Annotated in this window: 22 protein-coding genes and 1 other annotated feature; of the genes, 5 read left to right on the forward strand and 17 right to left on the reverse strand. The window is 30.3% G+C overall.

What is annotated here, in order from left to right:
- Positions 1-126: 126 nt before the first annotated feature.
- From BUB34_RS04915 to hpt, 3 genes are all read right to left on the reverse strand, one after another.
- Positions 127-774 carry a corrinoid protein gene (locus tag BUB34_RS04915; protein ID WP_073124864.1) on the reverse strand — a complete coding sequence of 216 codons (648 nt, stop codon included), beginning with the start codon at positions 772-774 and terminating at the stop codon, positions 127-129.
- Positions 775-838: 64 nt separating this feature from the next.
- On the reverse strand, positions 839-1,912 hold the full coding sequence (locus BUB34_RS04920) for a uroporphyrinogen decarboxylase family protein (RefSeq protein ID WP_073124866.1): 1,074 nt from the start codon (positions 1,910-1,912) through the stop codon (positions 839-841).
- 190 nt (positions 1,913-2,102) lie between these two features.
- Positions 2,103-2,624 (reverse strand): hypoxanthine phosphoribosyltransferase, encoded by a 522-nt coding sequence (gene hpt, locus BUB34_RS04925; RefSeq protein WP_073124868.1) that lies wholly within the window; start codon positions 2,622-2,624, stop codon positions 2,103-2,105.
- Between the two features lie 186 nt (positions 2,625-2,810).
- Between hpt and BUB34_RS04930 the strand changes: the two genes are divergently transcribed.
- Entirely contained in the window at positions 2,811-3,887 is a 1,077-nt protein-coding gene (locus BUB34_RS04930; RefSeq protein WP_073124870.1) for a pyridoxal phosphate-dependent aminotransferase, read from the forward strand.
- 116 nt (positions 3,888-4,003) lie between these two features.
- Here BUB34_RS04930 and BUB34_RS04935 read toward each other — a convergent pair whose 3' ends face one another.
- The 5 genes from BUB34_RS04935 to BUB34_RS04955 all read right to left on the reverse strand — a co-directional run bounded on the left by BUB34_RS04935 (position 4,004) and on the right by BUB34_RS04955 (position 10,466).
- Positions 4,004-4,390: a YkvA family protein gene (locus BUB34_RS04935; protein ID WP_073124872.1), complete on the reverse strand. Its 387-nt coding sequence runs from the start codon at positions 4,388-4,390 to the stop codon at positions 4,004-4,006.
- Between the two features lie 66 nt (positions 4,391-4,456).
- Positions 4,457-5,458, reverse strand: coding sequence for an aspartate--ammonia ligase (gene asnA, locus BUB34_RS04940; protein WP_073124874.1), 1,002 nt, complete (start codon positions 5,456-5,458; stop codon positions 4,457-4,459).
- A gap of 241 nt (positions 5,459-5,699) precedes the next feature.
- Positions 5,700-5,961 (reverse strand) — a binding site (T-box leader).
- Between the two features lie 263 nt (positions 5,962-6,224).
- Positions 6,225-7,757, reverse strand: a complete 1,533-nt coding sequence (gene yjeM, locus BUB34_RS04945; RefSeq protein WP_073124876.1) for a glutamate/gamma-aminobutyrate family transporter YjeM — start codon at positions 7,755-7,757, stop codon at positions 6,225-6,227.
- A 277-nt stretch (positions 7,758-8,034) separates the two neighbouring features.
- Complete coding sequence (locus tag BUB34_RS04950) at positions 8,035-9,225, reverse strand: MalY/PatB family protein (RefSeq protein ID WP_073124878.1); 1,191 nt, start codon at positions 9,223-9,225, stop codon at positions 8,035-8,037.
- 38 nt (positions 9,226-9,263) lie between these two features.
- The gene (locus BUB34_RS04955) at positions 9,264-10,466 is read right to left on the reverse strand and encodes a DUF3798 domain-containing protein (RefSeq protein WP_073124880.1); all 1,203 of its coding nucleotides are present in this window, start codon (positions 10,464-10,466) and stop codon (positions 9,264-9,266) included.
- 278 nt (positions 10,467-10,744) lie between these two features.
- Between BUB34_RS04955 and BUB34_RS04960 the strand changes: the two genes are divergently transcribed.
- A complete protein-coding gene (locus BUB34_RS04960; RefSeq protein ID WP_084120200.1) occupies positions 10,745-11,674 on the forward strand; it encodes a CPBP family intramembrane glutamic endopeptidase in 930 nt (309 codons plus the stop codon).
- 170 nt (positions 11,675-11,844) lie between these two features.
- On the opposite strand, the gene BUB34_RS04965 is transcribed toward BUB34_RS04960, so the two are convergent.
- The 8 genes from BUB34_RS04965 to BUB34_RS05000 all read right to left on the reverse strand — a co-directional run bounded on the left by BUB34_RS04965 (position 11,845) and on the right by BUB34_RS05000 (position 19,050).
- A complete protein-coding gene (locus tag BUB34_RS04965; protein ID WP_073124882.1) occupies positions 11,845-12,867 on the reverse strand; it encodes an ABC transporter ATP-binding protein in 1,023 nt (340 codons plus the stop codon).
- 79 nt (positions 12,868-12,946) lie between these two features.
- The gene (locus BUB34_RS04970; protein ID WP_073124884.1) at positions 12,947-13,747 is read right to left on the reverse strand and encodes an ABC transporter permease; all 801 of its coding nucleotides are present in this window, start codon (positions 13,745-13,747) and stop codon (positions 12,947-12,949) included.
- Between the two features lie 11 nt (positions 13,748-13,758).
- A complete protein-coding gene (locus BUB34_RS04975; RefSeq protein WP_073124886.1) occupies positions 13,759-14,619 on the reverse strand; it encodes an ABC transporter permease in 861 nt (286 codons plus the stop codon).
- Positions 14,609-15,832, reverse strand: coding sequence for an ABC transporter substrate-binding protein (locus BUB34_RS04980; protein ID WP_073124888.1), 1,224 nt, complete (start codon positions 15,830-15,832; stop codon positions 14,609-14,611). Before BUB34_RS04980 ends, BUB34_RS04975 begins: the two co-directional genes overlap by 11 nt.
- 14 nt (positions 15,833-15,846) lie before the next feature.
- Positions 15,847-16,590 (reverse strand): TVP38/TMEM64 family protein, encoded by a 744-nt coding sequence (locus tag BUB34_RS04985; protein ID WP_073124891.1) that lies wholly within the window; start codon positions 16,588-16,590, stop codon positions 15,847-15,849.
- A gap of 21 nt (positions 16,591-16,611) precedes the next feature.
- A complete protein-coding gene (locus BUB34_RS04990) occupies positions 16,612-17,193 on the reverse strand; it encodes a CDP-alcohol phosphatidyltransferase family protein (RefSeq protein WP_073124893.1) in 582 nt (193 codons plus the stop codon).
- Between the two features lie 17 nt (positions 17,194-17,210).
- A complete protein-coding gene (locus BUB34_RS04995; RefSeq protein ID WP_073124895.1) occupies positions 17,211-17,921 on the reverse strand; it encodes a TVP38/TMEM64 family protein in 711 nt (236 codons plus the stop codon).
- Entirely contained in the window at positions 17,908-19,050 is a 1,143-nt protein-coding gene (locus tag BUB34_RS05000) for a (Fe-S)-binding protein (RefSeq protein WP_073124897.1), read from the reverse strand. Before BUB34_RS05000 ends, BUB34_RS04995 begins: the two co-directional genes overlap by 14 nt.
- A 315-nt stretch (positions 19,051-19,365) precedes the next feature.
- Here BUB34_RS05000 and BUB34_RS05005 point away from each other — a divergent pair, with 315 nt between their 5' ends.
- From BUB34_RS05005 to BUB34_RS05015, 3 genes are all read left to right on the forward strand, one after another.
- On the forward strand, positions 19,366-19,884 hold the full coding sequence (locus BUB34_RS05005) for an ECF transporter S component (RefSeq protein WP_073124900.1): 519 nt from the start codon (positions 19,366-19,368) through the stop codon (positions 19,882-19,884).
- A gap of 319 nt (positions 19,885-20,203) precedes the next feature.
- Positions 20,204-20,590, forward strand: a complete 387-nt coding sequence (locus BUB34_RS05010; protein ID WP_073124902.1) for a hypothetical protein — start codon at positions 20,204-20,206, stop codon at positions 20,588-20,590.
- Positions 20,591-20,670: 80 nt separating this feature from the next.
- Positions 20,671-20,877: a hypothetical protein gene (locus BUB34_RS05015; protein WP_073124904.1), complete on the forward strand. Its 207-nt coding sequence runs from the start codon at positions 20,671-20,673 to the stop codon at positions 20,875-20,877.
- A gap of 169 nt (positions 20,878-21,046) precedes the next feature.
- Here BUB34_RS05015 and BUB34_RS05020 read toward each other — a convergent pair.
- On the reverse strand, positions 21,047-21,558 hold a 512-nt coding region (locus BUB34_RS05020), incomplete at its 5' end, for a proline racemase family protein (protein WP_200787859.1).

Below are 21,558 nucleotides of genomic sequence, written 5' to 3' on the forward strand. Positions count from 1 at the left end.
AATATCCCTCCCATCTTCTACCTTCTTTATCTTTTTTGCTGATGATCCAGCCTATTAGCTTACACATACCATCTCTATTCTCGTACTTTTTCCCCATAAATCTATCTATAAATATAGTGTCCTAAATTAACTAACTAATTTTTTAGCAAGTTCTACAGCAGTTGTGGCTGAAGCAGAATATCCATCAGCACCTATTTTCTTGGCATAACTTTCAGAAATAGGTCCTCCTCCAATCATAACTTTGAATTTTTCTCTAATTCCCTGGGCTTTTAAATCTTCTATCAAAACTTGCATGTTGTCCATGGTAGTAGTCATCAAAGTAGACATAGCTATTATATCAGCATCTACCCTCTTAGCCTCCTCAATAAAACTACTCATAGGAACATCTCTTCCTAAATCATATACTTCAAATCCAGCAGTTTCTAACATTATTTTAACTATATTTTTACCTATATCATGGGTATCCCCTTGTACTACACCCATAACAACCTTACCTCTTTTATCTTCATCATTCTTTTTGATATGTGGCTTTAAGATATCAATTCCCGTCGTCATTGCATCAGAACATAGAAGAATCTCAGGTATGTAGTATTCTTCTTCCTCATATAACTCTCCAGCACGTTGCATCCCAACAGAAAGACCTTTTTCTATACCCTCTAGTGGATCAAATTCTTCTTTTAAATACTCATTTGCTACTTCTACCACTAAATCTTCTTCCATATCTACAACATTTTCTGCCAAACTATTTAATAACTCTTTTTTTCTATCGCACATATTTTATCCCCCTTAGATTTAGTTAAAACTGTTTAGTTTATATCAATTATATATCCAAATATATCTATTCAAAGTTTTTAGGATCTATCGGCCATTTACCGCACTTTCTACCTACTTCCATAAATTTGTAGATATTTTCAATAGGAGCTCCAAGAGGTATGTCACACCCCGGCCCTAATTGATAACCCAACTTACTATCATATGCCTTTTTAAAGCAAGTCTTTATAGCTTCTTCTACATCTTTTTCTGTACCAGAATGTACAACCTTCACAGGTTCAACATTTCCTACTATTATAACTCTATCACCTATTTCTTTTTTAGCTACTTCTAAATCAACTGCATTATCTAAGCTAACAGCAGGCATCCCAGCATCAGCCATACTAGACAATATAGAAGTAGTGTCCCCACATATATGGTAGCAAATTCCAGGACCATTAATTTCTTTTAACTTTTCAACAATTCTTTTTGTTGTAGGCAAAACAAACTTATCAAATTTCTTTTTGCCTAAAACAATTCCTGAAGCAACAGGATCTGGTATACATACTGATAGTCCTAAATCTTTGAAGTTTGTTGCTACCTGTATAATTGCCTTTTCACAAAAATCAAGAAGCTTAAATACACCTTCTTCATCCTTTCGAACAGCTTTTAATAATTTTTCAGTACCTATAAGCCCTGAAGCAACAGTAAATGGCCCAGTAAAACTTATACTAACAGATACCTCATCTCCTACTTTATCTTGAATAAAGTTAATTCCATCATATGTTTTTCTTAGTCCTTTATCATACTTAATATCTAATAAAGACAAGTCTATATTATCTATTTCATTTATTTCTTTTAAAGGTGGAACTAATATGGCCGGTATGCTTGTCTCTGGATCTGATACTTGTGCCCCCAAAGCTATTGGTATACTTCTTAAGTTAAAATCTGTAGAAAGACTATCATGCCCAAACAGTTCATATGCCTTTATTTGACTTTGTGCAAATACTTTAGCTGAGCTACGTAGCTCACGATTTGTAACCCCTATAAGATCTCCCCCATACACAGCTAAACTAAGGTCTATAGGTAATCTATCTATATCCTTTCCTTCAGATAAGGCCTTTGATCTTTCCTTTGGTGTCATCTGGTCATCTTTGTGCATATTGAATCATCCCCCAATAAATTATTTTTGATATTTGACAAATTTCTAGCCTAATTTTAACATTCTAATTAACCCCATTCAAATTCATTATATATATATGTGTGTGGATAGTTATAGGAATTATCTATATTCATTATAAAAAACACTAACCTTTTATAAAGATTAGTGTTTTCTAAAATATAATGTTCTCTTATTCACCAACAATACCTATATAAGGTAGGTTTCTATATTTCTCTGCATAGTCAATTCCGTATCCTACTATAAACTTGTCCTCTATAACAAATCCAATATAATCAACCTTTATATCTACTTTTCTTCTTTCTGGCTTGTCTAATAATGTACATAATTTTAGTGACTTAGGATTTCTTGTTTTTAAAGCTGCAACTAAATTGCTTAAAGTTAAACCAGAATCTATTATATCTTCTACTATTAATACATTTTTTCCCTCTATGTCAACATCTAAGTCTTTTAATATCTTTACAGTTCCTGAAGATTTAGTTGAGTTTCCGTAACTTGAAACACTCATAAAGTCTATATTTACATCTAAGTCTATACATCTTATTAAATCAGAAACAAATACACTCGCCCCTTTAAGTATACCTACTACCAATAATTCCTCACCTTTAAAGTCTCTTTCTATTTGTTTTGCTAGTTCATACACTTTTACTTTAATTTGGTCTTCCGATAGCATAACGTCTGTAACTTTAAACATATTAATCCTCCTGTTTGGTTATTATTATAATTAAGTATATCATACAAGCATACTAATTAGAATGTTTTTAATAAATCTTATAAAAATAGTTCGCTATTTATTTTAAATTTGGAATAACTTTCTGTTTGTATTATAATCTATTATAGGTATATTATTATACCCTATTTTCTTTTTGGAGGTATTTTTATGAGCGCAAATCATGGTGCCAATTTATACGATTTATCTAGTAAGTATGGTTTTTCAAAAGAGGAATTTATGGACTTTAGCTCTAATATAAATCCCTTTGGTTCATCTAAACTTGCTAAGGAATATATTATAAACAACATTGATATGGTTTCTATGTATCCAGACCCGGACTACACAAAATTAAAGGATTCTATATCTACTTACTGTAATTGCCTACAGGAAAATATAGTTCTTGGAAGTGGTGCAACTGAATTAATTTCGTCTTTTATAGAAAGTATCAACCCGAATGAAGCTTTGCTACTTTCACCTGCATACTCTGAATATGAAAAAGAACTCTCTAAAATTGGTTGCAAAATCACAAAGTACTTTGCTTTGAGTGAAGATAATTTCAAAATAAATGTCAAAGAACTTATTAAATCTATTAACGAAAATAATTACGATTTAATAGTTATATGTAACCCTAATAACCCTACAGGATTTACCTTCTCTGCAGATGAGATAAAGGAAATTTTAGAAAACACTAATAGCTTCGTTATGATTGACGAAACATACATAGAATTTACAGATAGAGAACTTTTCTCTTCTACTAAGTTAGTTGACAATTATAAAAATATATTCGTGATAAGGGGAACATCAAAATTCTTCTCAACACCAGGAATTAGACTTGGATATGGACTTATATCAAATGTTGAGGTAAGAAATAAAATAAACTCTCATCTAGATCTATGGAATATAAATATAATCGCATCTACAATGGGTGAAATTATGTTTGTAGATAATGAATTTATATCTAAAACTGAGGATTTAATGACTAAGGAAAGAAATTATCTCTATTCGGAACTCAACAAATTAAAGGAAATAAAAGTGTATGAAACTCAGGGCAACTTTATACTATGTGAAATTAAATCTAAGAAATTGACAGGAAAGCTACTTCGTGAAAAGTTAATACCTAATAAAATCATAATAAGAGATTGTTTTTCTTTTGATGGATTAGACGAATATTTCTTTAGGGTTTGTATATTAAAACCTGAAGAAAATAAATTATTAATAGAAAATCTAAATAAAATATTTGATTAGTCTTGTTGTTTAATTAGATCTTATTATAAATATAAAGCAAGCTATATTTAGATGGTTTTATCTCTCTAAATATAGCTCGCTTTAGGTATATACTATTTTCTCTTTTACTTTATTAATTATTCTTCGTCTCTTACTGAGTAGTTTACATCATCTATTATTCTTGGATCCTTACTTTCATTTATCATACGTTTATATTTCTCGATTTCTTCACTGACAATACCCAAACTCCAAATCAATACAAGGATATCATCTATAAATCCAAATGCTCCTATAATTATTTCTGGTATTAAATCTACACTAGATACTATATATAAAATAGATACTATAACCGCAAATATCAACCTAAGTTTGCTGAATATACTTACTCTTATATCTGTTAGAAAATCTGGTATTTTAAATATATTTATAAAAAAAAGTAGTCCAAACTTAGCATTTTTAAATCTGACTAAGATTTTTTTCAATTGATCTAATAGTACATTTATCACATTTAATAGAGTTTTCATATTTATCACCTCTCTACCTATTTTATCCCATAGGTATGTATAAGTCGAGATAATATCAATATAAAATTATAATAATTCAACTCCCATACTACTACATTCTCTTATCATATCCTCAGGCCAAATTCCAACTTGAACTTCTCCTATATGAGCTTTTCTTAAAAAATACATACATATTCTAGATTGACCTATTCCTCCACCAACTGTATAAGGCAACTCTCCATTTAAAAGCATCTTGTGATAATCAAATTTTTTCCTATCTTCGCAGTTTGATAGCTTAAGTTGTCTTTCAAGACTTTCTTCATCTACTCTTATACCCATTGAAGATAGTTCTAATGTATTACCTAAAACTGGGTTATAGAAAAGTATATCTCCGTTTAATTCCCAGTCATCATAATCTGGACTTCTACCATCATGCTTTTCACCAGAACTTAATACCTTTCCTATTTTCATTAAGAATACTGCACCTTTTGCTTTAACAATTCTATCTTCTCTCTCCTTAGGGGTTAACTCTGGATACATGTCCTCAAGTTCTTGAGAAGTTATAAATGTAATTTTTTCTGGAAGTATTCTCTCTATACTAGGATAAGTACTGCATACAAATTCCTCTGTATCTTTAAATACCTTATATAACTTGTTTACAACATCAATTAAAGTTTTTTCATTTCTACTTTCTTTATCTATAACTAATTCCCAGTCCCATTGATCTACATATAGAGAATGTATATTGTCTAAGTCTTCATTTTTTCTTATAGCATTCATATCTGTATACAGACCTTTACCTACATTGAATCTATATTTTTTAAGTGCTAATCTTTTCCATTTAGCTAAAGATTGAACTATTTCAGCATACTTATCCATGCATGGAATATCAAACGACACTGCTTTTTCTCCGTTTAAGTTGTCATTAGCACCTGTTTCAGGTAGTACAAATAATGGTGAAGAAACTCTTATAAGGTTTAATTCCTCACCCAATCTATGTTCAAAGTAATCTTTTAATTTTTTAATTGCGACTTGTGTTTCTATTACTCCTAGTTTAGTTTCATATCCTTTTGGTATTATAGTGCTCATTATATTCGCTCCTTTTTAAACTATTTTCTTAAGTGTTATATTTTTTTCTATTTTTAAATGCATTTAAAATTTTCAATTAAAAAATTCGCTTCGCTCATGTCGCCAACGACTTCGTCCGTTGCTCAAAAAATTTTTTTACTTGCAAGACCAGTATATTGAAGTATCTAAGTTGTATAAGTTATTCACAGTTTAAGATTAATTATAATTTCCTTATACGTAAAAAAAGCCCTTCATCCCTATTAAAAGGGACGAAAGACTTAAACTTCCGCGGTACCACCCTGATTAGTTTGAAATAAATCAAACTCAGCTTAATAATGTACAGATATAATATCGATACACTCCAATTTGATAACGGATTGGCTCCGGTTAAGTCTACTCTCCAAATTAGGATTTCGGTTAACAACTCCAGGATGTTCTTCAATATAGACTTCGTACTGGACTCTCACCGTCACCAGCTCGCTATGACTACATTCTATATATACTCTTCCTATCACAGTTTTTACTTTCAACAATATTTAGAATTGTTACTATTTTTGATTATATAATATATGTTATGAGTTTTTCATATATTTGTCAACTATTTTTTATAAAATATATATATATAATTTCTATTTGCCTTTTATATATTATAATTTCTAATATCCATATTTTTATTCGTATCTTTATATTTTTATCATATTTTATAATAAACAAAAAATCTATCTCAAAGTAATTTAATTAAATTGAGATAGATTTTTATATTTAAATTTATATTATACTGTTAATATTATCCTGCTAATTTGTCATTTTTGTCTGATTTTTTTCCATATTTCTTTTCGTATATTGTAAATAATACAAATCCAATTATTGCAAATAATAATGGTCCAGCTAACATTGTTATAGTCTTACTTATGCCTTCTGGAGATGTAAGTGTAGGTTCTGCTATAGTAAATAAATTCGCAAACCCTATTACCGCAGTTACCATTATAGATGCTATAACTGCACCTTTATGTGATTTGTATACCATAAATGGCTTTTCTATCTCACCATTAAGCTGCTTTTTCTTAAATGCAGGGAATGCAGAAGATAAGAACATATATGGTATCGTCATAGCAACATTAGTCATAAGAGTAAGTATTGCGAAGAATTCAGCCGCATTATCCCCTCCAAAAGAAACTACAAGTATCATTACTATAACTATAGATGCCTGAACTATCATTGCGTTTATAGGCATTCCATTTTTTATTTCTCCTAATTTTCCTGGCCAAACTTCCTTAGGAGCACCTTGTATAAGAGTTTTTAGTGGTGAATAAGTCAGTGTAAAGAATGCTCCAGTTAAAGATAAGAACATTGAAAACCCTACAAATCTAGCTGTCCAAGCTCCTACAGTAAGAGCACCAGCCTCAGCCATCCCTAACCCTAAACCTATTTTATAGCCTAAGTTACTCATAAGCAGATAAGTAGCATTAGCCATATTAACATGACTTCCACCTAATACCTCGCTCCAATTTGTAAACATACCACAAGCAAATATACCAAGTGCATACCCAACTGATATTATTATCGCTGATATAGCAATTCCCTTAGGGAAAGTCTTCTCTGCGTTCTCAGTTTGGTCAACAAGTCCACCTAAAACTTCAAGCCCTCCAAATGCAAACACTGCAAATGTTAGGAAAGATAATATTCCAAATGTAGTTTGATAACTAGGGTTTGGAGATGTAGTAAACGACTTTCCTATATTTGATATAGGCTCTGCTAACTCACCAGTTAAAGCTACTACTAATATTCCACCACCTAATAACACTACATTAAGTAAAGTAACAGCCGTTCCACCTACAGAAGTTATCTTGCTTATTTTGTCTACTCCTTTAGTAGAAACAAAAGTAACGACTGCAATCCATATTACTCCTAATATACCTAGAGTTTTTACAGATCCTAATCCAAATAAAGACCAAGTAGAAGTAACATCTGCTCCAGCTACTGCATTTGATAGTGGTATCCAAATACTTGAAGATACACTTACCATCCATATCATATAAGATGCATACCACATGAATGTACCTACAAAAGCATATTTAGGTCCAACTGATTTTTCCATCCACGAATACATTCCTCCACTTTCATTTTTAAAAGCTGATCCGTATTCTGCCATCATAAATGCATATGGAATAAAGAATAATACCGCACTAAACACATACCAAGGTATTGCTGAATATCCCATTAAATAGAATGCTCTTGGCATATTAGCAAATCCAAATACCGATGTAAAAATCATAAGTATTAATGGTACTAACGTTAGTTTTTTTGTGTTCTCTGACATATGAGTCCCCCTTATTTTTGTATAGGTTTTTTTTGACATAATAATAACGATTTCCTCGTTATTTTTTTGTCGATTTAGTACTTTCTAATAATAACATCATTTAAATTCATTTGCAACACAAAATGGTTTTTACATAAAATTAAGATTTTTTGGATAATTTTGAATTGTTACAAAATTTACTTAGTTATTTTTTTATCAATATTTTTAAGTGAATATCTAGTTAAAAACAAAAAAATAATAGATACTACAAGTATTTTGTAGTATCTATTATCTTAGATTACATATCCTTAAATGCATCCTTAACTCTGTCTAGGAAATCTTTTAAAGTTGATTTAGGACAGGCAGCATTTACCCTCTCAAATCCAACTCCCTCTTTCCCAAATATATAACCTTCATCTAATAATACATTTGCTTTTTTAAACATAATATCCTCTAACTCTACTTCATTTAATCCATAAGCTGTAAAATCCAACCAGGCTAGATATGTTCCCTGTGATTTAACAAGCTTTACCTTTGGTAGGTTTTCTTTTAGATATGTATCTATAAATTCCATATTTCCATCTAAGTACTCATTTAGTTCATCTACCCAATCTTCGCTCTCATTGTAAGCTGCAATTGTAGCTACTATAGCAAATGGATTTGGAGACATAGATACTCCTGTAAACATCATTTCATTTTTATATTTATCTCTCAACTCTTTATTAGATATTATTATGTTGGATAATTGCATTCCAGCTAAATTAAATGTTTTGCTTGGAGCTGTACATACAACAACCCTATCTTTGTAATCCCCACATATAGAATGCATCGGAGTATGCTTAACACCTTTTCTAAGCAGGTCAGAATGAATTTCATCTGATATAACCCACAAATTATGTTTTTTACATATTTCAATAATTTTTTTAAGCTCTTCTTCTTTCCATACCCTCCCCACAGGGTTGTGTGGACTACATAGTATAAGTAATTTATTTTCTACAGATTTTGCCTTTTCTTCTAAGTCCTCAAAATCTATCGTATATTCACCATTTTTATATATTAGAGGGTTATCTACTACCCTTCTCTTGTTAATCTTTATCTTGGCTTCAAATGGATGATACACTGGTTTTTGAACTATAATTCCATCCCCTTCTTCTGTTAGTATTTTTATAAGAAGAGAAACCGCCGGTACTACACCTGGTGTAAATACTATATCTTCCCTATTTATATCCCAATTAAATCTTCTTTTATACCATCCACAAACAGCATCGTAGTATTCATCCGTTTTATTAGAACTATATCCAAATATTTTGTGGTCAACTAATTTATGCAGTGAATCTATTATTGGATCTGCACATTCAAAGTCCATATCGGCTATCCATAGAGGAAGTCCATCCTCCTGTGCCTTAGGAGAACAGTTTGTTCTAAAATCCCATTTAATAGAGTTTGTATTTAATCTACTTACCTTTTTGTCAAAATCATATTTTTTCATTGTTATTCCCCCCAATACTCTTTTTAAGATACTATTTATTAGTATATTATTTGTTCAATAGTCATCAATTGATAATTGTCTATTTCTTCATTTGCTTTTTCAAATATTGCCCCTATTCCATATTTTTCTTCTGCAAACTTTTCTAAGTAGTCAGGGTCAGAGACATCTTCTTGTGTCAAATCTTCTTCCACCATTTGAACAGCAATATGAACGGATAATTCTGTTAACAATAGACTTGTTGGCATAGGTACTCCACCTAATCTATTAGAAATACCTTTTTCCTTTGCTTTCTCACTTATCATATCGTTGACTTTACTAAAATTTTGGCTATCCTTTTTAGATAACTTTATTCCCATAGCAGCCGGATACCCATCTACTGGAGATGGATTACTCTGCTGTGCAACTATATATTTTAATTTTATTGCATTTTTTATTATAATCTCATCCATCGAGTCACTCGCTCCAAGTATATTTATATCCTTGCCGTATTGATCGACCTTCTTTTGTATGTCTTCCTCTAAAAATTTCTGCATATCTGACTTCCCTTTTTCTGTCAAGTATTCAGGAGTTAAGACCTCTATAAATTTAACATTTTCATTTTTACAAGTTTCTTTTATCTTATTTCTTCTGTTATTTATTTTTTCATCTGCCAAATCACTCTTAGATGAATAATATATAAAAGTTTTCGCCCCAAGTTCTTTAGAAAGAGTGACTATATTTTCCCCTATTTCTGACATATTTGTATCTATACATAAATCTACCCATTCGCTGATTTTAGCTGGTTCTTCCGGTGTTGATGCGCATACAGTAACAATATCTGGTCTCTTCTCTCTTATCTGCTTTAAGGCAGGTAACATACCCGGTCTATCTGTTGCAAGTACTATACCTCTAATATCTTCATCTTTAGATAATTTTACTATTTTTTTATTTGCTTCATCTGTATTTTTAGGAAGAACAATATGAATCACGCTGCCTTCTACCTCTTGTGCTTCCTCTTTCTTTCCTTCTTTTTTATTATCACTTGAATCTTCATCTTCTTCATCATTTTTGCTGTATTCTTTTACCATATTTTTAGCTGCTCTATACTCTTTTTCAGCCTCATCAAAAGCCTCAGTTGCAACAACTACTTTTAAAACTTTCTCCTTCTTTTTCTCGGACTTTTTATCTTCTACTAAATTACATCCTGAAAGTCCAACTACTAAACATATAGACATCATAAACGCTATGATTTTCTTACTCATAATTACCTAGCTCCTTATTAATTCCTTAATTATTTGATTCTTTGAATTTTCCATATTTACATAATAATTCTATCATATTTGATAAAAAATTCATATGTACAAAGTAAATATAAGAATTCACTTTACTAAAATTATTGGATAATGAAGTATTTTTTATACTCATATTGTTTTATACACTTTAATATACATTAAATATAATCTATAATTAACTTGAACAACTCATAACTTATAGAGATTGAGGATTTGTACATAAAAATTTATTTAAAAGGAGCCAAACTATGTTAAAAAAATTAGATGAGATAGTACAAAAAGAAAATGTACTCATAGTAGAAGCCACGAACAGTAGGAAGCTTCCTAACTTACTTTGGGCACTAATATTATCTATTATAATACTAATATCCGGGGGAATTATTGGAAATTTATTATTTAAACCTGTTTATAATTTACTAAACTCAAATCAAAATTTATCAGCCTATAAAGACTTTATTTTAATTTTTATTCAGTTAATTAGCTGTATATTTACTTGTATGGTAGTGTTTTTTAGAGTTTCAGTGATTGAAAAAAGAAAAGTATCGTCAATTGGATTTTACAAAAACAATGCCTTAAAAAAATATATTTTTGGATTTTTTATAGGTCTACTTATGATGAGTTCAGTTGTTTTGATACTCCTAGCCTTAGGTTGTATAGAGGTTGGATCAAATACATCTCAGCCTACAGGTGCATCAGCTCTTATATCTGTACTTATAATCCTGATAGGTTGGATAATCCAAGGTGCAACTGAGGAAATCTTGACTAGAGGTTGGCTTATGAATGTTTTAAGTGCAAAATACAATGTATGGATTGGTCTATTGACTTCTTCACTTTTCTTTTCATTTTTACATTTATTAAACCCTAGTGTTAATTATATTTCTTTAATAAATATAGCATTAGTCGGATTTTTCTTTGGTTTGTATGTGATAAAAAGTGGAGATTTATGGGGTGCCTGTGCTATACACACAGCCTGGAATTTCGCCCAAGGAAATATATTTGGACTCCAAGTTAGCGGTATAAGTGTCAATGTCGGCACTCTAGTAGATTTAAATTTAGTAGGAAATGAGCTTATCACAGGTGGAGAATTCGGACCTGAAGCTGGACTTTGTGCTACACTAATCTTGATAATTTCAATACTGGTATTAATTTATATACCTAAAAATAAATTCGAATTATGATAACTTAAAAATTTCCTATTCATTATAAAAAAGAGGAATATTCTAGTAGTCTGGCAAATAGCCCAAACTAAAGAATATTCCTCTTAATTTTATTACTTTTTTTATTTTTATTTTATTATTTTTAATTAATTAAAGTAATCAAGATAATTACATAATTTTATATACTATTTTCATCTAAAATAAACCTCATTTTTAGGTGAAAATGATACTTTTATCAAATCATTTTCATTGTATAAGTTATTATCGCAAGTGGCCTTCAATATACTATCCTTGATTTTTATATTGTAATAAGTCTTCTCACCTGCATATCTCTTTTTTAGAATTTTACCTTCTACTCCTTCATCAGAATCTACCGGCTTTAGTTCTAAGTCCTCTTTAGATATCATAACCTCAACAGATCCTAAATCCTCTTTTATATTAGATTTAAAATTTATCAACTCACTCTTAAATAGCCCATTTTGTAAAGTTCCTCTTATATAGTTTCTTTCACCAAATATATTTGCAACTTCTTTGCTATTTGGCCTTTCATATAGATTATTTGGAGTATCAAACTGCTTTATTTGTCCACCGACCATTACTGCTACCTTGTCACTCATCATAAGTGCTTCCTCTTTATCATGCGTAACTAAAATTGTAGTTATTCCGGTCTTTTTTTGAATAGAAAGAACAAAATCCCTCATTTCACCTCTTAAGTTTATATCCAAATTTGAAAAAGGTTCATCCAAAAGTAATATTCTAGGGTTTACTGCCAAAGCTCTTGCTATTGCTACTCTTTGTCTTTGTCCTCCAGATAATTCTGATGGATAACTATTTTTGTATTCCTCTAGTCTTACCAATTCCAAAAGCTCTAAAACCCTTTTTTGTCTTATGGACTTTTTTACCTTCCTCATTTTCATTCCGAATTCTATATTTTCATATACATTCATATGTGGAAATAATAAATAATCCTGAAATACTATGACAGCATCCCTTTTTTCTGTGGGTATATCTAGTGCCGACTCTCCATTAAAAAGTATATCTCCACTATCAGGCTTTAAAAGGCCAGCAATCAGCTTTAATGTAGTGCTCTTCCCACAACCTGATAATCCTAACAGTGAAATAATTTCACCATCATTTACCTGTAAGTTTATATTATCTAGTATTTTCTTATCTCCAAAATACTTTGTCAAGTTAACGAGATTAACTGATGACATCTTAATTCTCCTTTTTGTACCTAGTCTATTATCTACCAATTATATTTTACGAAAATTCTATCTAAACACTTCTATAAATTTATAAAAATAAAGAGTTATCTTCGTTATTACCGTATCTTTTCTTTATACTATTTTCTATCAATATTAAAACCACAACACCTACTATTAAAAACACCATACTATATAAAGATGCAATTGTTCTGTCTCCACTTTGGATGTAGGCAAGCATAATCATTGGATATGTAATTATACTTCCACCACCTATAAGCAGCGTCAAAAAATACTGGCTAAATGAAATTATAAAACACATACTAGATGCACCTATTATTCCAGGCAATATAAGTGGTAGGGTAACATATCTAAAAGTATTTATCTTATTTGCACCTAACATCTTAGATTGTAGCTCTAAATTGTTTCCAACCAGTTTATATACATCTCCTATTATCCTAATTGCATATGGAATACACGGCAAGATACTTATAATAACTACTCCCATCAGTGTATTTGCAAGTCCTAATCTAATAAATATTATCTGTATTCCCATAGCTACAGAAATCAAAGGAATTATCACAGGGGATAGTATTAGCATCTTAAAAAAATTCTTCCCCCTAAACTCATAAAACTCCATAGCCTTTGCTGCTGGAATACTTATTAGAACAGTTATCAAAACTACAATAAGAGATATAAATATACTATTTAATAGTGTTTCTAAACTATCGGGACTTATAATATATTCAAATCCTCTAAAAGAATAATTTTGTGGAAGAAGATGTGGAAATGGCCACGAAGTAGTAAATCCCCACATCACTAATAAAAGAAGTGGAGATATAAATATTATGAAAATCATATCTAAAATTAAATTTTTTAAATTCTTCCTCATGATTCTACCACCTATAATTTATATTTATAAAATTTTTCAAATACTCTGTTGTATACAATAAGTAATACAAAGCTTATTAAAGATAATGTTACATTCATAACCATTGCATCTGGTCTTTGAAATAAATCTGAGCTTGAATAACTCAAATAAGCTTGAACTGCTAGTGTCTTCGGAGTGGACGGTCCAATTAAAAAAGGAACCTCAAAAGATCCAAAAGCAAATGCAAATAACATAATAAATGCAGATATTATACTTGGCATAGCAAGAGGTAGGATTATATACCTAAAACTTTGAAGCTTATTTGCTCCTAGGTTTATTGCTACACTTTCCAGCTTATCGCTCATATTTCTTAGAATATTGTAAGTTGTAATCGTAGTATAAGGGATACCCTTCCACAAATAAACCATGATTATTCCTATACCACCCTGATCAGATACTATAGATATAAATTGTGATGAGGTATCTATTATATTTAACTTATATAACACCCTCGAAACCATACCACTTTGAGAAAAAGTTATAAACATCAAAAGAACAACAACTATATGTGGAACTACAATAGGAGTATTTAAAATTAACCTTCTAAATTTAGAGAATTTTTCCTTCATAAGTACATAAGATAGCCAGACCCCTAAAATTACTGATAAAGATGCCGATATAAATGATGTCTTTAATGTAAATAGGAGAGACTTTAAGAAAGTCGTATTCCTTAAAACCTCTCTATAATAATCAAATGTTAACTCTGTAAGCCCTATCTGTGGAAAGTATCCTAAGCTTTGTGCAATACAATTAATTACCCCCACACCCATTACCCCCAGTAATATTATAGTTACTGGGAGTAGTAATAAGTATGGTTTTAACTTATTTTTCACTTTCTAGGACCTCTTCTGTCCATATTTTTTCTATTATTGGAACTAATCCAGCCTTTAACTCTGGAACTGATTTTTCTATTTTCACAGTTTCACTGAATTTCTTTTTGTCTTCACTAGATACTTTGTCCATATCTAAAACTGTACTATCTCCCCAGTTTTTAGTATCCGTTTTTGCACCTTGTGCATCTGTGCTTGTCAAGAAATCTATAAGAACCATAGCACCAGCTTGATTTTGTGAATTTTGAGGTATAGCCAAGAAATGGGTATTACTTATATTTCCTTTATCAAATTCTAAAACTTTTGTATCCTTGTTGAATTCTCCACTATCTATTCTTCCCAACAATGTATTAGGTGAATAAGTCATTGTAAAGTAAACCTCTCCATCTGAATACATATTATCTAATTGAGATATAGTTGAAGGGTATGTTTTTCCCTCTTTCCATAAATAAGGTTTTATTTCATTTAAGTAGTCTATAGCTGGTTGTATAGCTTTTTTAACTTCCTTTTCATCTTCTGGTAGGTTCGCTACATTTTCATATCCAACTATATCGTATATAACATTTCTTACAAAAGCACTAGCAGTAAAATCTGGTAAAGCTGGATAAGTAAATTTACCTGGGTTAGCTTCAACAACTTTCTTTAAATCCTCTGTATTAACTATTTCACTCTTTACTTTAGATGTATCTACTACAACAGCGAATTGGGCTTTCCCCCAAGGAGCTTCCATTCCATCTACTTTTGTTCCAAAATCTGTAATCATATCTTCTGAAGTTGTATCTATGTATTTTTTATAGTTTGGAAGTTTTTCTACAAATGGTCCAAATAAAAGTTCATTATCCTTTGCTGTCTTGAAGTTTTCTCCATTTATCCAAACAACATCTATTTTACCTTTAGAATTTTTAACTTGCTTTTCTGAAAGCATTTGATTCATTATATTTTCTATGTCCATACCAACTCTTTTTACAGTTATATCATATTCTTCTTTCATTGTCGGTACAACATAAGAATCAAACCATTTATTCATTACCTCATTTCCACCATATCCGTAGAAATTAACAGTACTACCCTTAGCCGTTTCTAAAATCTCATCGTAACTACTATTAAGTATTTTTTTGGCCTCATTAGAAGCTTCGCTTTCTTTTGCTGGTTTTGAGCACCCTACTAAGCTGATAACTAACATCACACATAGTATCAATGATAATCTTTTTTTCATATTAATGTCTCCTTCTAATTATTTTTGTGTTTTTCATTCCAAATCTTTTTTATAAGATAAATTAATATACTGATAGCAAATAGTGTAAGTATTCCCATCATCATTAACTTAGCTCCACCTGTAAGCATTCCACCTACGTATGAATAAACTATTGTAGCTGGAAGTTGTCCTAATCCAGTAGCAACAAAAAAGGACAAGAATCCCATAGATGTAAGGCCTGCTGCGTAACTTACCAAGTCAAAAGACATAAATGGAAGTAATCTCGCTATTAATATAGTATGTCTTCCGTATTTTTCAAAAAACTCGTCTATATTATCTAAAGCAAACTTACTAGTTAACTTTTCTACTGTATCTCTCCCTAAGAATCTAGCTATATAAAAACAAATTAATGCTCCTACCATAGCACTTATCCAAGAAAGTATTGCACCATTTACCCAGCCAAATAATGCAGCATTGGCAAAAGTTATCAAAAACGCTGGAAGTGGTGCTGCCACTGACTGTAAAATCATAAGCAGAAATGATACTATTGGAGCCCATATCCCAAATGATAGTATGTACTCTTTTAGTCCTTCTAAATCCAAAGTTGTTAAATATAGGATAACTTTGTTTATAGTATTATTTACTTGAGGTACAAAAGTATAAATACATCCTAATAATACGATTAATGCCAGTGTAATCCAGAATGGTTTCTTTAATTTCCTTGAATTCGTTGAGTTCTTTTTTTTGTTATTATGTTGTTTTTTTATAATAATACACATCCTTTTAAATTTTATATAGTTTTATAATATCTTTCTAGCCTCTAAAAATCTCTGAGCTGCTGTTATTAATACAATAGCAGAAAATAAGTTTATTGTTATCCTCAAATACATAGGAAATAAAATCATAATTGAGAAAAGTATAAAACCCTCGCTCCTTTCAGCTAATCCTGCTTGATAATAAAAAGATTTCATTCCTTTTTTTTCAGTCAATGCCCCTACTGTCAAAAATATAGTCATGGACATAAGTATACTAGCTAGTAATATTATTAAATTCATCCTCATATCAACAAATTTTATACCAATAGCCAATATAATACCTATTTCAACTATTCTATCAAACGTAATATCCATCAATGTTCCTACAGCTGAAGATTGCTTACTTTTTCTGGCCATGGATCCATCCACTGCATCTAAATACCCTGAAAGCCATAATGATATTACAGCCATGATACCCATATCAAGATATATAAACACAGATACCCCAATACCTATTAAAAGCGCCAATAATGTAACCTGATTTGGAGTTAACTTTAGTCTCAGGAAAAAATCAGCACCTCCTTCTATTATCCCGTTTACATATTTTCTAGCGTGCGTATCTAACATTTGTCAACCTCCTAGCCCTATTTGTCGATGTCATAGCCTTCACTTTTCTTTGAATTTAAGAATTTTTTCTTGAGTACCATAGATGTAAATAAAAGTAATATCAAAGCTGCAATAGAAGCATAAAAGCTACTACTACCTATATCAACAGACTTCGCTCCTATATTTGTAAAAACCAATATACCAGGTATAGTACCTAAAACTGTTGCAATAGCAAAATCTCTGTACTTTATAGATGTAAATCCTGCTCCATAACTTATAACGTCAAATGGAAACAGTGGTATAAGTCTAAGTAAAAATACTATCGTAAACCCTTTTTCATTTATCATGTTCTCAATATTGTCCAGCTTGTCCTTTGTTAGTTTCTTTACAACATCTCTACCAAAGTACCTTGATATATAAAAAGATATCGTTCCTCCTATCAATGCACCTATAGTTGTAAAAATATATCCTTTGGCCAACCCAAAAATTAATCCTCCAGAAATAGCTATTATTGAATCTGGAAAAAGAGTCAATGGTACTAAAGCAAAAATTAGTATATACACTACAGGGGCAAGTCCACCAAAACCTTCTACATAACTTTGTATTTCCTTTATTCCTATATTCATCCTTGATATTTTATATATCAAAAAAACAATCGCTCCGACAACCCCTACACTTAATGTGTATTTAATTATATTTTGATGAAATTTCTTTGTATTAACTTTTTCATTATCACTATTTTGTATCATTTTTCCCCTCCATTTCTCTCTTAAGTTTATACCTATTTGCCCATTTTCCCAGAAAAGACACTTCTCTTTGAGTAAACTTTTTCTTATTTATAACATCATCATTAAAAATAAAATCTAATACATGAAGTGTTGATTTCCCACAACTAAGCATAGACTCGCAACAGGACTCACAGTAGGTCACAATATTATCTGTCTTTGCCTCACTGGCTCTCTTATTGGTTTGCCTTACAGAAATTTCACTATTTGTAACTCTAACCATTCCACCTGAACCACAGCACTCTGTGTTTCCTCTATTATTGTCAAACTCAGCAATATTAACTCCAAGAGAATTGAGTATACTTCTTACATCTTTATGTATTTCTACTTCTTCTCTTATTGGGCATGGATCGTGAAGTGAAAATTGTATGTCTAAGTCTTTATAATGATTTTCTAAAGACTTCGTTACACCGTACTTGTTAATAACACTCCATATAGGTGTAACTACTAAGCCAGGGCTGTTTCTTTTTATTGTGTTAAAACAATTGGGACAGGCAACTATAACTTCCGATATTTCATTGTTTTTAAAAAGCTTGTCTACCTCAGAATAATATTTTTCAAATTTACTGCTATCACCTATATCCAAAGTTGGCTTTCCACAACACCCAAACACTATAGATATATCCTCTATATGTTCTTTTAGATATTCATAGGTTTTCATCACTAATTCTCTACTATAACTTGAAAGGCTACACCCCGGGAAAAATATTTTTTGGCTACCTTTGTCTATAAACCCCTTAGAAAATACTGGGGAGAAACTACTTTTTTGATGGAATTTTATTTTATTATACCCTAAATCCTTTAATTCCTTAGGATTTTGCTTTGTAATTTCTGTCCTGATATCATAAAACATAGATTTTAAATCGATATCCTTTGGACAATTCGTCACACATGCATTGCATAGCATACATGAAAATGGAATATTTTTATCTATCCCCTTTTCAGTATATATTGACTGCAATATACTTTTAGGAGAGTCTCCATATTCCTTCATCATCGGACATATATTAAAACACTTCTTACAATCAACACAATCATTTTCATTTAGATTGACTTTCTCTAAAGTGTCTCTATTTAAACTTATCTTCTGCATACTTATTAATCCTCCTAGCTAAAATTCCACCAGTTTTATCTACAAAAACCCATATAATATAAATTTTATATATATTTTTTTGCAGATTTATCCCTATATTCTATTATACAAGTATATGCTCTTATATCCATAGTGCTTAATCAAAATATACTTTTTATAGAAAATATCGATATAACTCTTTATTTTATCGAAATTTTCTATTGTATATACAAACAAAGCTATTGTACCAGTACAATTAGCATTGCCTTTTAAACTGTAATGCAATAGAATTTATATATATGAATTTATTGGATTATAATTTTGGAGGATTTTATTATGAATTACAAAACAAAAAAAATTGTATTAAACGGACTTATGACAGCTTTAGTTTGTATAGCTACAATGGTTATACAGGTTCCTACACCTGGAACTAATGGGTATGTAAATGTAGGAGATGCAGTTATATTTATTACATCTATATTGTTTGGACCACTTGCAGGAATGTTGGCCGGTGGAGTTGGTTCGGCTCTTGCAGATCTTCTAAGTGGCTATCCTCATTGGGCATTGTTTACACTTATAATAAAAGGGCTTGAAGGATACTTAGTAGGAATAATAGTCGGTAAAAGCAATACAATTTCAAGAAATATATTTTCAATATCAATCGGTATTGTGGTTATGGTGATTGGATACTTCTTAGCAGGAGCAATACTAAAAGGTAGTTTTATAGTTTCTGCTGCATCTATACCATCAAATATAGTTCAAGGGATTGTCAGTATGATTATTGCAGTTCCTTTAGCTTTGTCTCTAAAAAATGTCGAATATATTAAATCATTCAATAAAAGTAAAACTGCTTAATAATTAAAACAAGACTATATGTAGGCTATATAGGTAGAATCAACTACTTTATATAGTCTATTTTTTAGTTTTAATTATATTGCATTAAACTTTATTTTGTTTAATGCAATATAATGTATACTATTTACTATTTCAGCTGAAAATTATATTGTAAATATGAAAATATCAACAATATAATATACATTATTCACTGTATTCCTTTAATATTTAAGTATTTTTCTTGTTTTCCAATAATTGTGTTACACAGTTTATTATTTTTATGGTATTATTTGAATTAAATAGTGATTAACTACAAAAATCATAATGGAGGTTGGGGCAATTGAATAGAAAAGTAGTGCAATATAATTTTTTAGGAATCGAAAATGAGCCATACTCATTAGATCACGCTATAGTATTAAGTTCGGATAATAATAATTTAAAACTACTCCCGTTTACAAATGATTTTAAACCTGAGTCTGATACTACTATCTGCCTTGGAAAAATTTCTAACTTTTTAAATGTAGATAACGATACATTTGTGGAAAGTAACTGCTCAGTATTATTAGATAAAATTATAGAAGTTCCAAAAAATAAGGTAAGACCAATATATAAACAAGATTTGGACGGTTCTATTATAAAAGATAAAAATGGTGATCTTGTTCCTGTTGAAATAAACAGCCAACAGTATGAATATCTAGCAGCAAAGTCAAATTTGTTTTATGCTTAATTAGATTATATAACTACCTTATAGATATACTCGCCTAAGTATATTATAATAGTAGATATATCTATATTTAGGGGGTAGCTATGAACGTAAAAACATACTCATATTTAAGTATCTTAGTTTGTGTAGTTGTGGGGATTGTAATAATCTATACTGGTTCTTTAAACAGTGGTATTGGAAAATTTGGACTAATTTGTTCATCGGCTTTTGCTTATCTATCAATAATGAGACTTAGAGACTTAAAAAAAGGCAACAAAGATGACAAATATAAAAGCAACAAAAGAAAATAAATATCGAAAATATATCAAAACTAGGAATTTATTATAAATATAGTGTTACAAACAAATATATCTAATATATTTTAAAACAATATAATCTTCACACAAAAAGGAGTTGTTTAAATAGCTAAGCCATTTAAACAACCCTTTTTCATTTCTATTATTTTATTTATACTATTTTCTATTTAAGTATAAATCCATGTTTTAGTGGATCTTCTTCATCTATTACAAAGTGGTTGAATCCTGTTATATACGCAGAACCAGATATTTTTGGTATTACTGCATCAAACTTATCTACTTTAGTAGTTTCTACTATTTCACCTTTGAATAAAGTTCCTAATATACTTTCGTATACGAATTTTTCTCCAACTTTTAATTCACCTTTAGCGTGTAATGTAGCAAGTTTTGCACTTGTTCCAGTTCCACATGGAGATCTATCAACTTGACCTTGACCAAATATAACTACGTTTTTGTAAGTAGCTTCTGGATGAGTTGGCTCATCATATATTTCAACTAAGTCTACAGTTTTTATATGATCTAAAGTTGGATGTTGTATTTCTATTTCTCTGTTTATTATATCTCTTAATTCTAAAGCTAATTCAGTTAATTTTCCTGCATTCTTAGGCTCAATTTTTAATCCTAATTGACTTGCATGAATTATAGCGAAGAAGCTTCCTCCGAATGATATATCAA

The sequence above is a fragment of the Asaccharospora irregularis DSM 2635 genome (assembly GCF_900129815.1).
GTDB lineage: Bacteria > Bacillota > Clostridia > Peptostreptococcales > Peptostreptococcaceae > Asaccharospora > Asaccharospora irregularis.

What these genes read in the sequence shown, in the direction of transcription:
- BUB34_RS04950 (WP_073124878.1), bottom strand. Translation starts at nt 9,225, where the DNA reads ATGAAAAAATATGATTTTGACAAAAAGGTAAGTAGATTAAATACAAAC.
- asnA (WP_073124874.1), bottom strand. Translation starts at nt 5,458, where the DNA reads ATGAGCACTATAATACCAAAAGGATATGAAACTAAACTAGGAGTAATA.
- BUB34_RS04955 (WP_073124880.1), bottom strand. Translation starts at nt 10,466, where the DNA reads ATGAGTAAGAAAATCATAGCGTTTATGATGTCTATATGTTTAGTAGTT.
- BUB34_RS04920 (WP_073124866.1), bottom strand. Translation starts at nt 1,912, where the DNA reads ATGCACAAAGATGACCAGATGACACCAAAGGAAAGATCAAAGGCCTTA.
- BUB34_RS04915 (WP_073124864.1), bottom strand. Translation starts at nt 774, where the DNA reads ATGTGCGATAGAAAAAAAGAGTTATTAAATAGTTTGGCAGAAAATGTT.
- BUB34_RS04960 (WP_084120200.1), top strand. Translation starts at nt 10,745, where the DNA reads ATGTTAAAAAAATTAGATGAGATAGTACAAAAAGAAAATGTACTCATA.
- BUB34_RS05005 (WP_073124900.1), top strand. Translation starts at nt 19,366, where the DNA reads ATGAATTACAAAACAAAAAAAATTGTATTAAACGGACTTATGACAGCT.
- BUB34_RS05015 (WP_073124904.1), top strand. Translation starts at nt 20,671, where the DNA reads ATGAACGTAAAAACATACTCATATTTAAGTATCTTAGTTTGTGTAGTT.
- BUB34_RS04930 (WP_073124870.1), top strand. Translation starts at nt 2,811, where the DNA reads ATGAGCGCAAATCATGGTGCCAATTTATACGATTTATCTAGTAAGTAT.
- BUB34_RS04980 (WP_073124888.1), bottom strand. Translation starts at nt 15,832, where the DNA reads ATGAAAAAAAGATTATCATTGATACTATGTGTGATGTTAGTTATCAGC.
- BUB34_RS04935 (WP_073124872.1), bottom strand. Translation starts at nt 4,390, where the DNA reads ATGAAAACTCTATTAAATGTGATAAATGTACTATTAGATCAATTGAAA.
- BUB34_RS04970 (WP_073124884.1), bottom strand. Translation starts at nt 13,747, where the DNA reads ATGAGGAAGAATTTAAAAAATTTAATTTTAGATATGATTTTCATAATA.
- BUB34_RS04995 (WP_073124895.1), bottom strand. Translation starts at nt 17,921, where the DNA reads ATGATACAAAATAGTGATAATGAAAAAGTTAATACAAAGAAATTTCAT.
- BUB34_RS05000 (WP_073124897.1), bottom strand. Translation starts at nt 19,050, where the DNA reads ATGCAGAAGATAAGTTTAAATAGAGACACTTTAGAGAAAGTCAATCTA.
- BUB34_RS04990 (WP_073124893.1), bottom strand. Translation starts at nt 17,193, where the DNA reads ATGTTAGATACGCACGCTAGAAAATATGTAAACGGGATAATAGAAGGA.
- hpt (WP_073124868.1), bottom strand. Translation starts at nt 2,624, where the DNA reads ATGTTTAAAGTTACAGACGTTATGCTATCGGAAGACCAAATTAAAGTA.
- BUB34_RS04965 (WP_073124882.1), bottom strand. Translation starts at nt 12,867, where the DNA reads ATGTCATCAGTTAATCTCGTTAACTTGACAAAGTATTTTGGAGATAAG.
- BUB34_RS04985 (WP_073124891.1), bottom strand. Translation starts at nt 16,590, where the DNA reads ATGTGTATTATTATAAAAAAACAACATAATAACAAAAAAAAGAACTCA.
- yjeM (WP_073124876.1), bottom strand. Translation starts at nt 7,757, where the DNA reads ATGTCAGAGAACACAAAAAAACTAACGTTAGTACCATTAATACTTATG.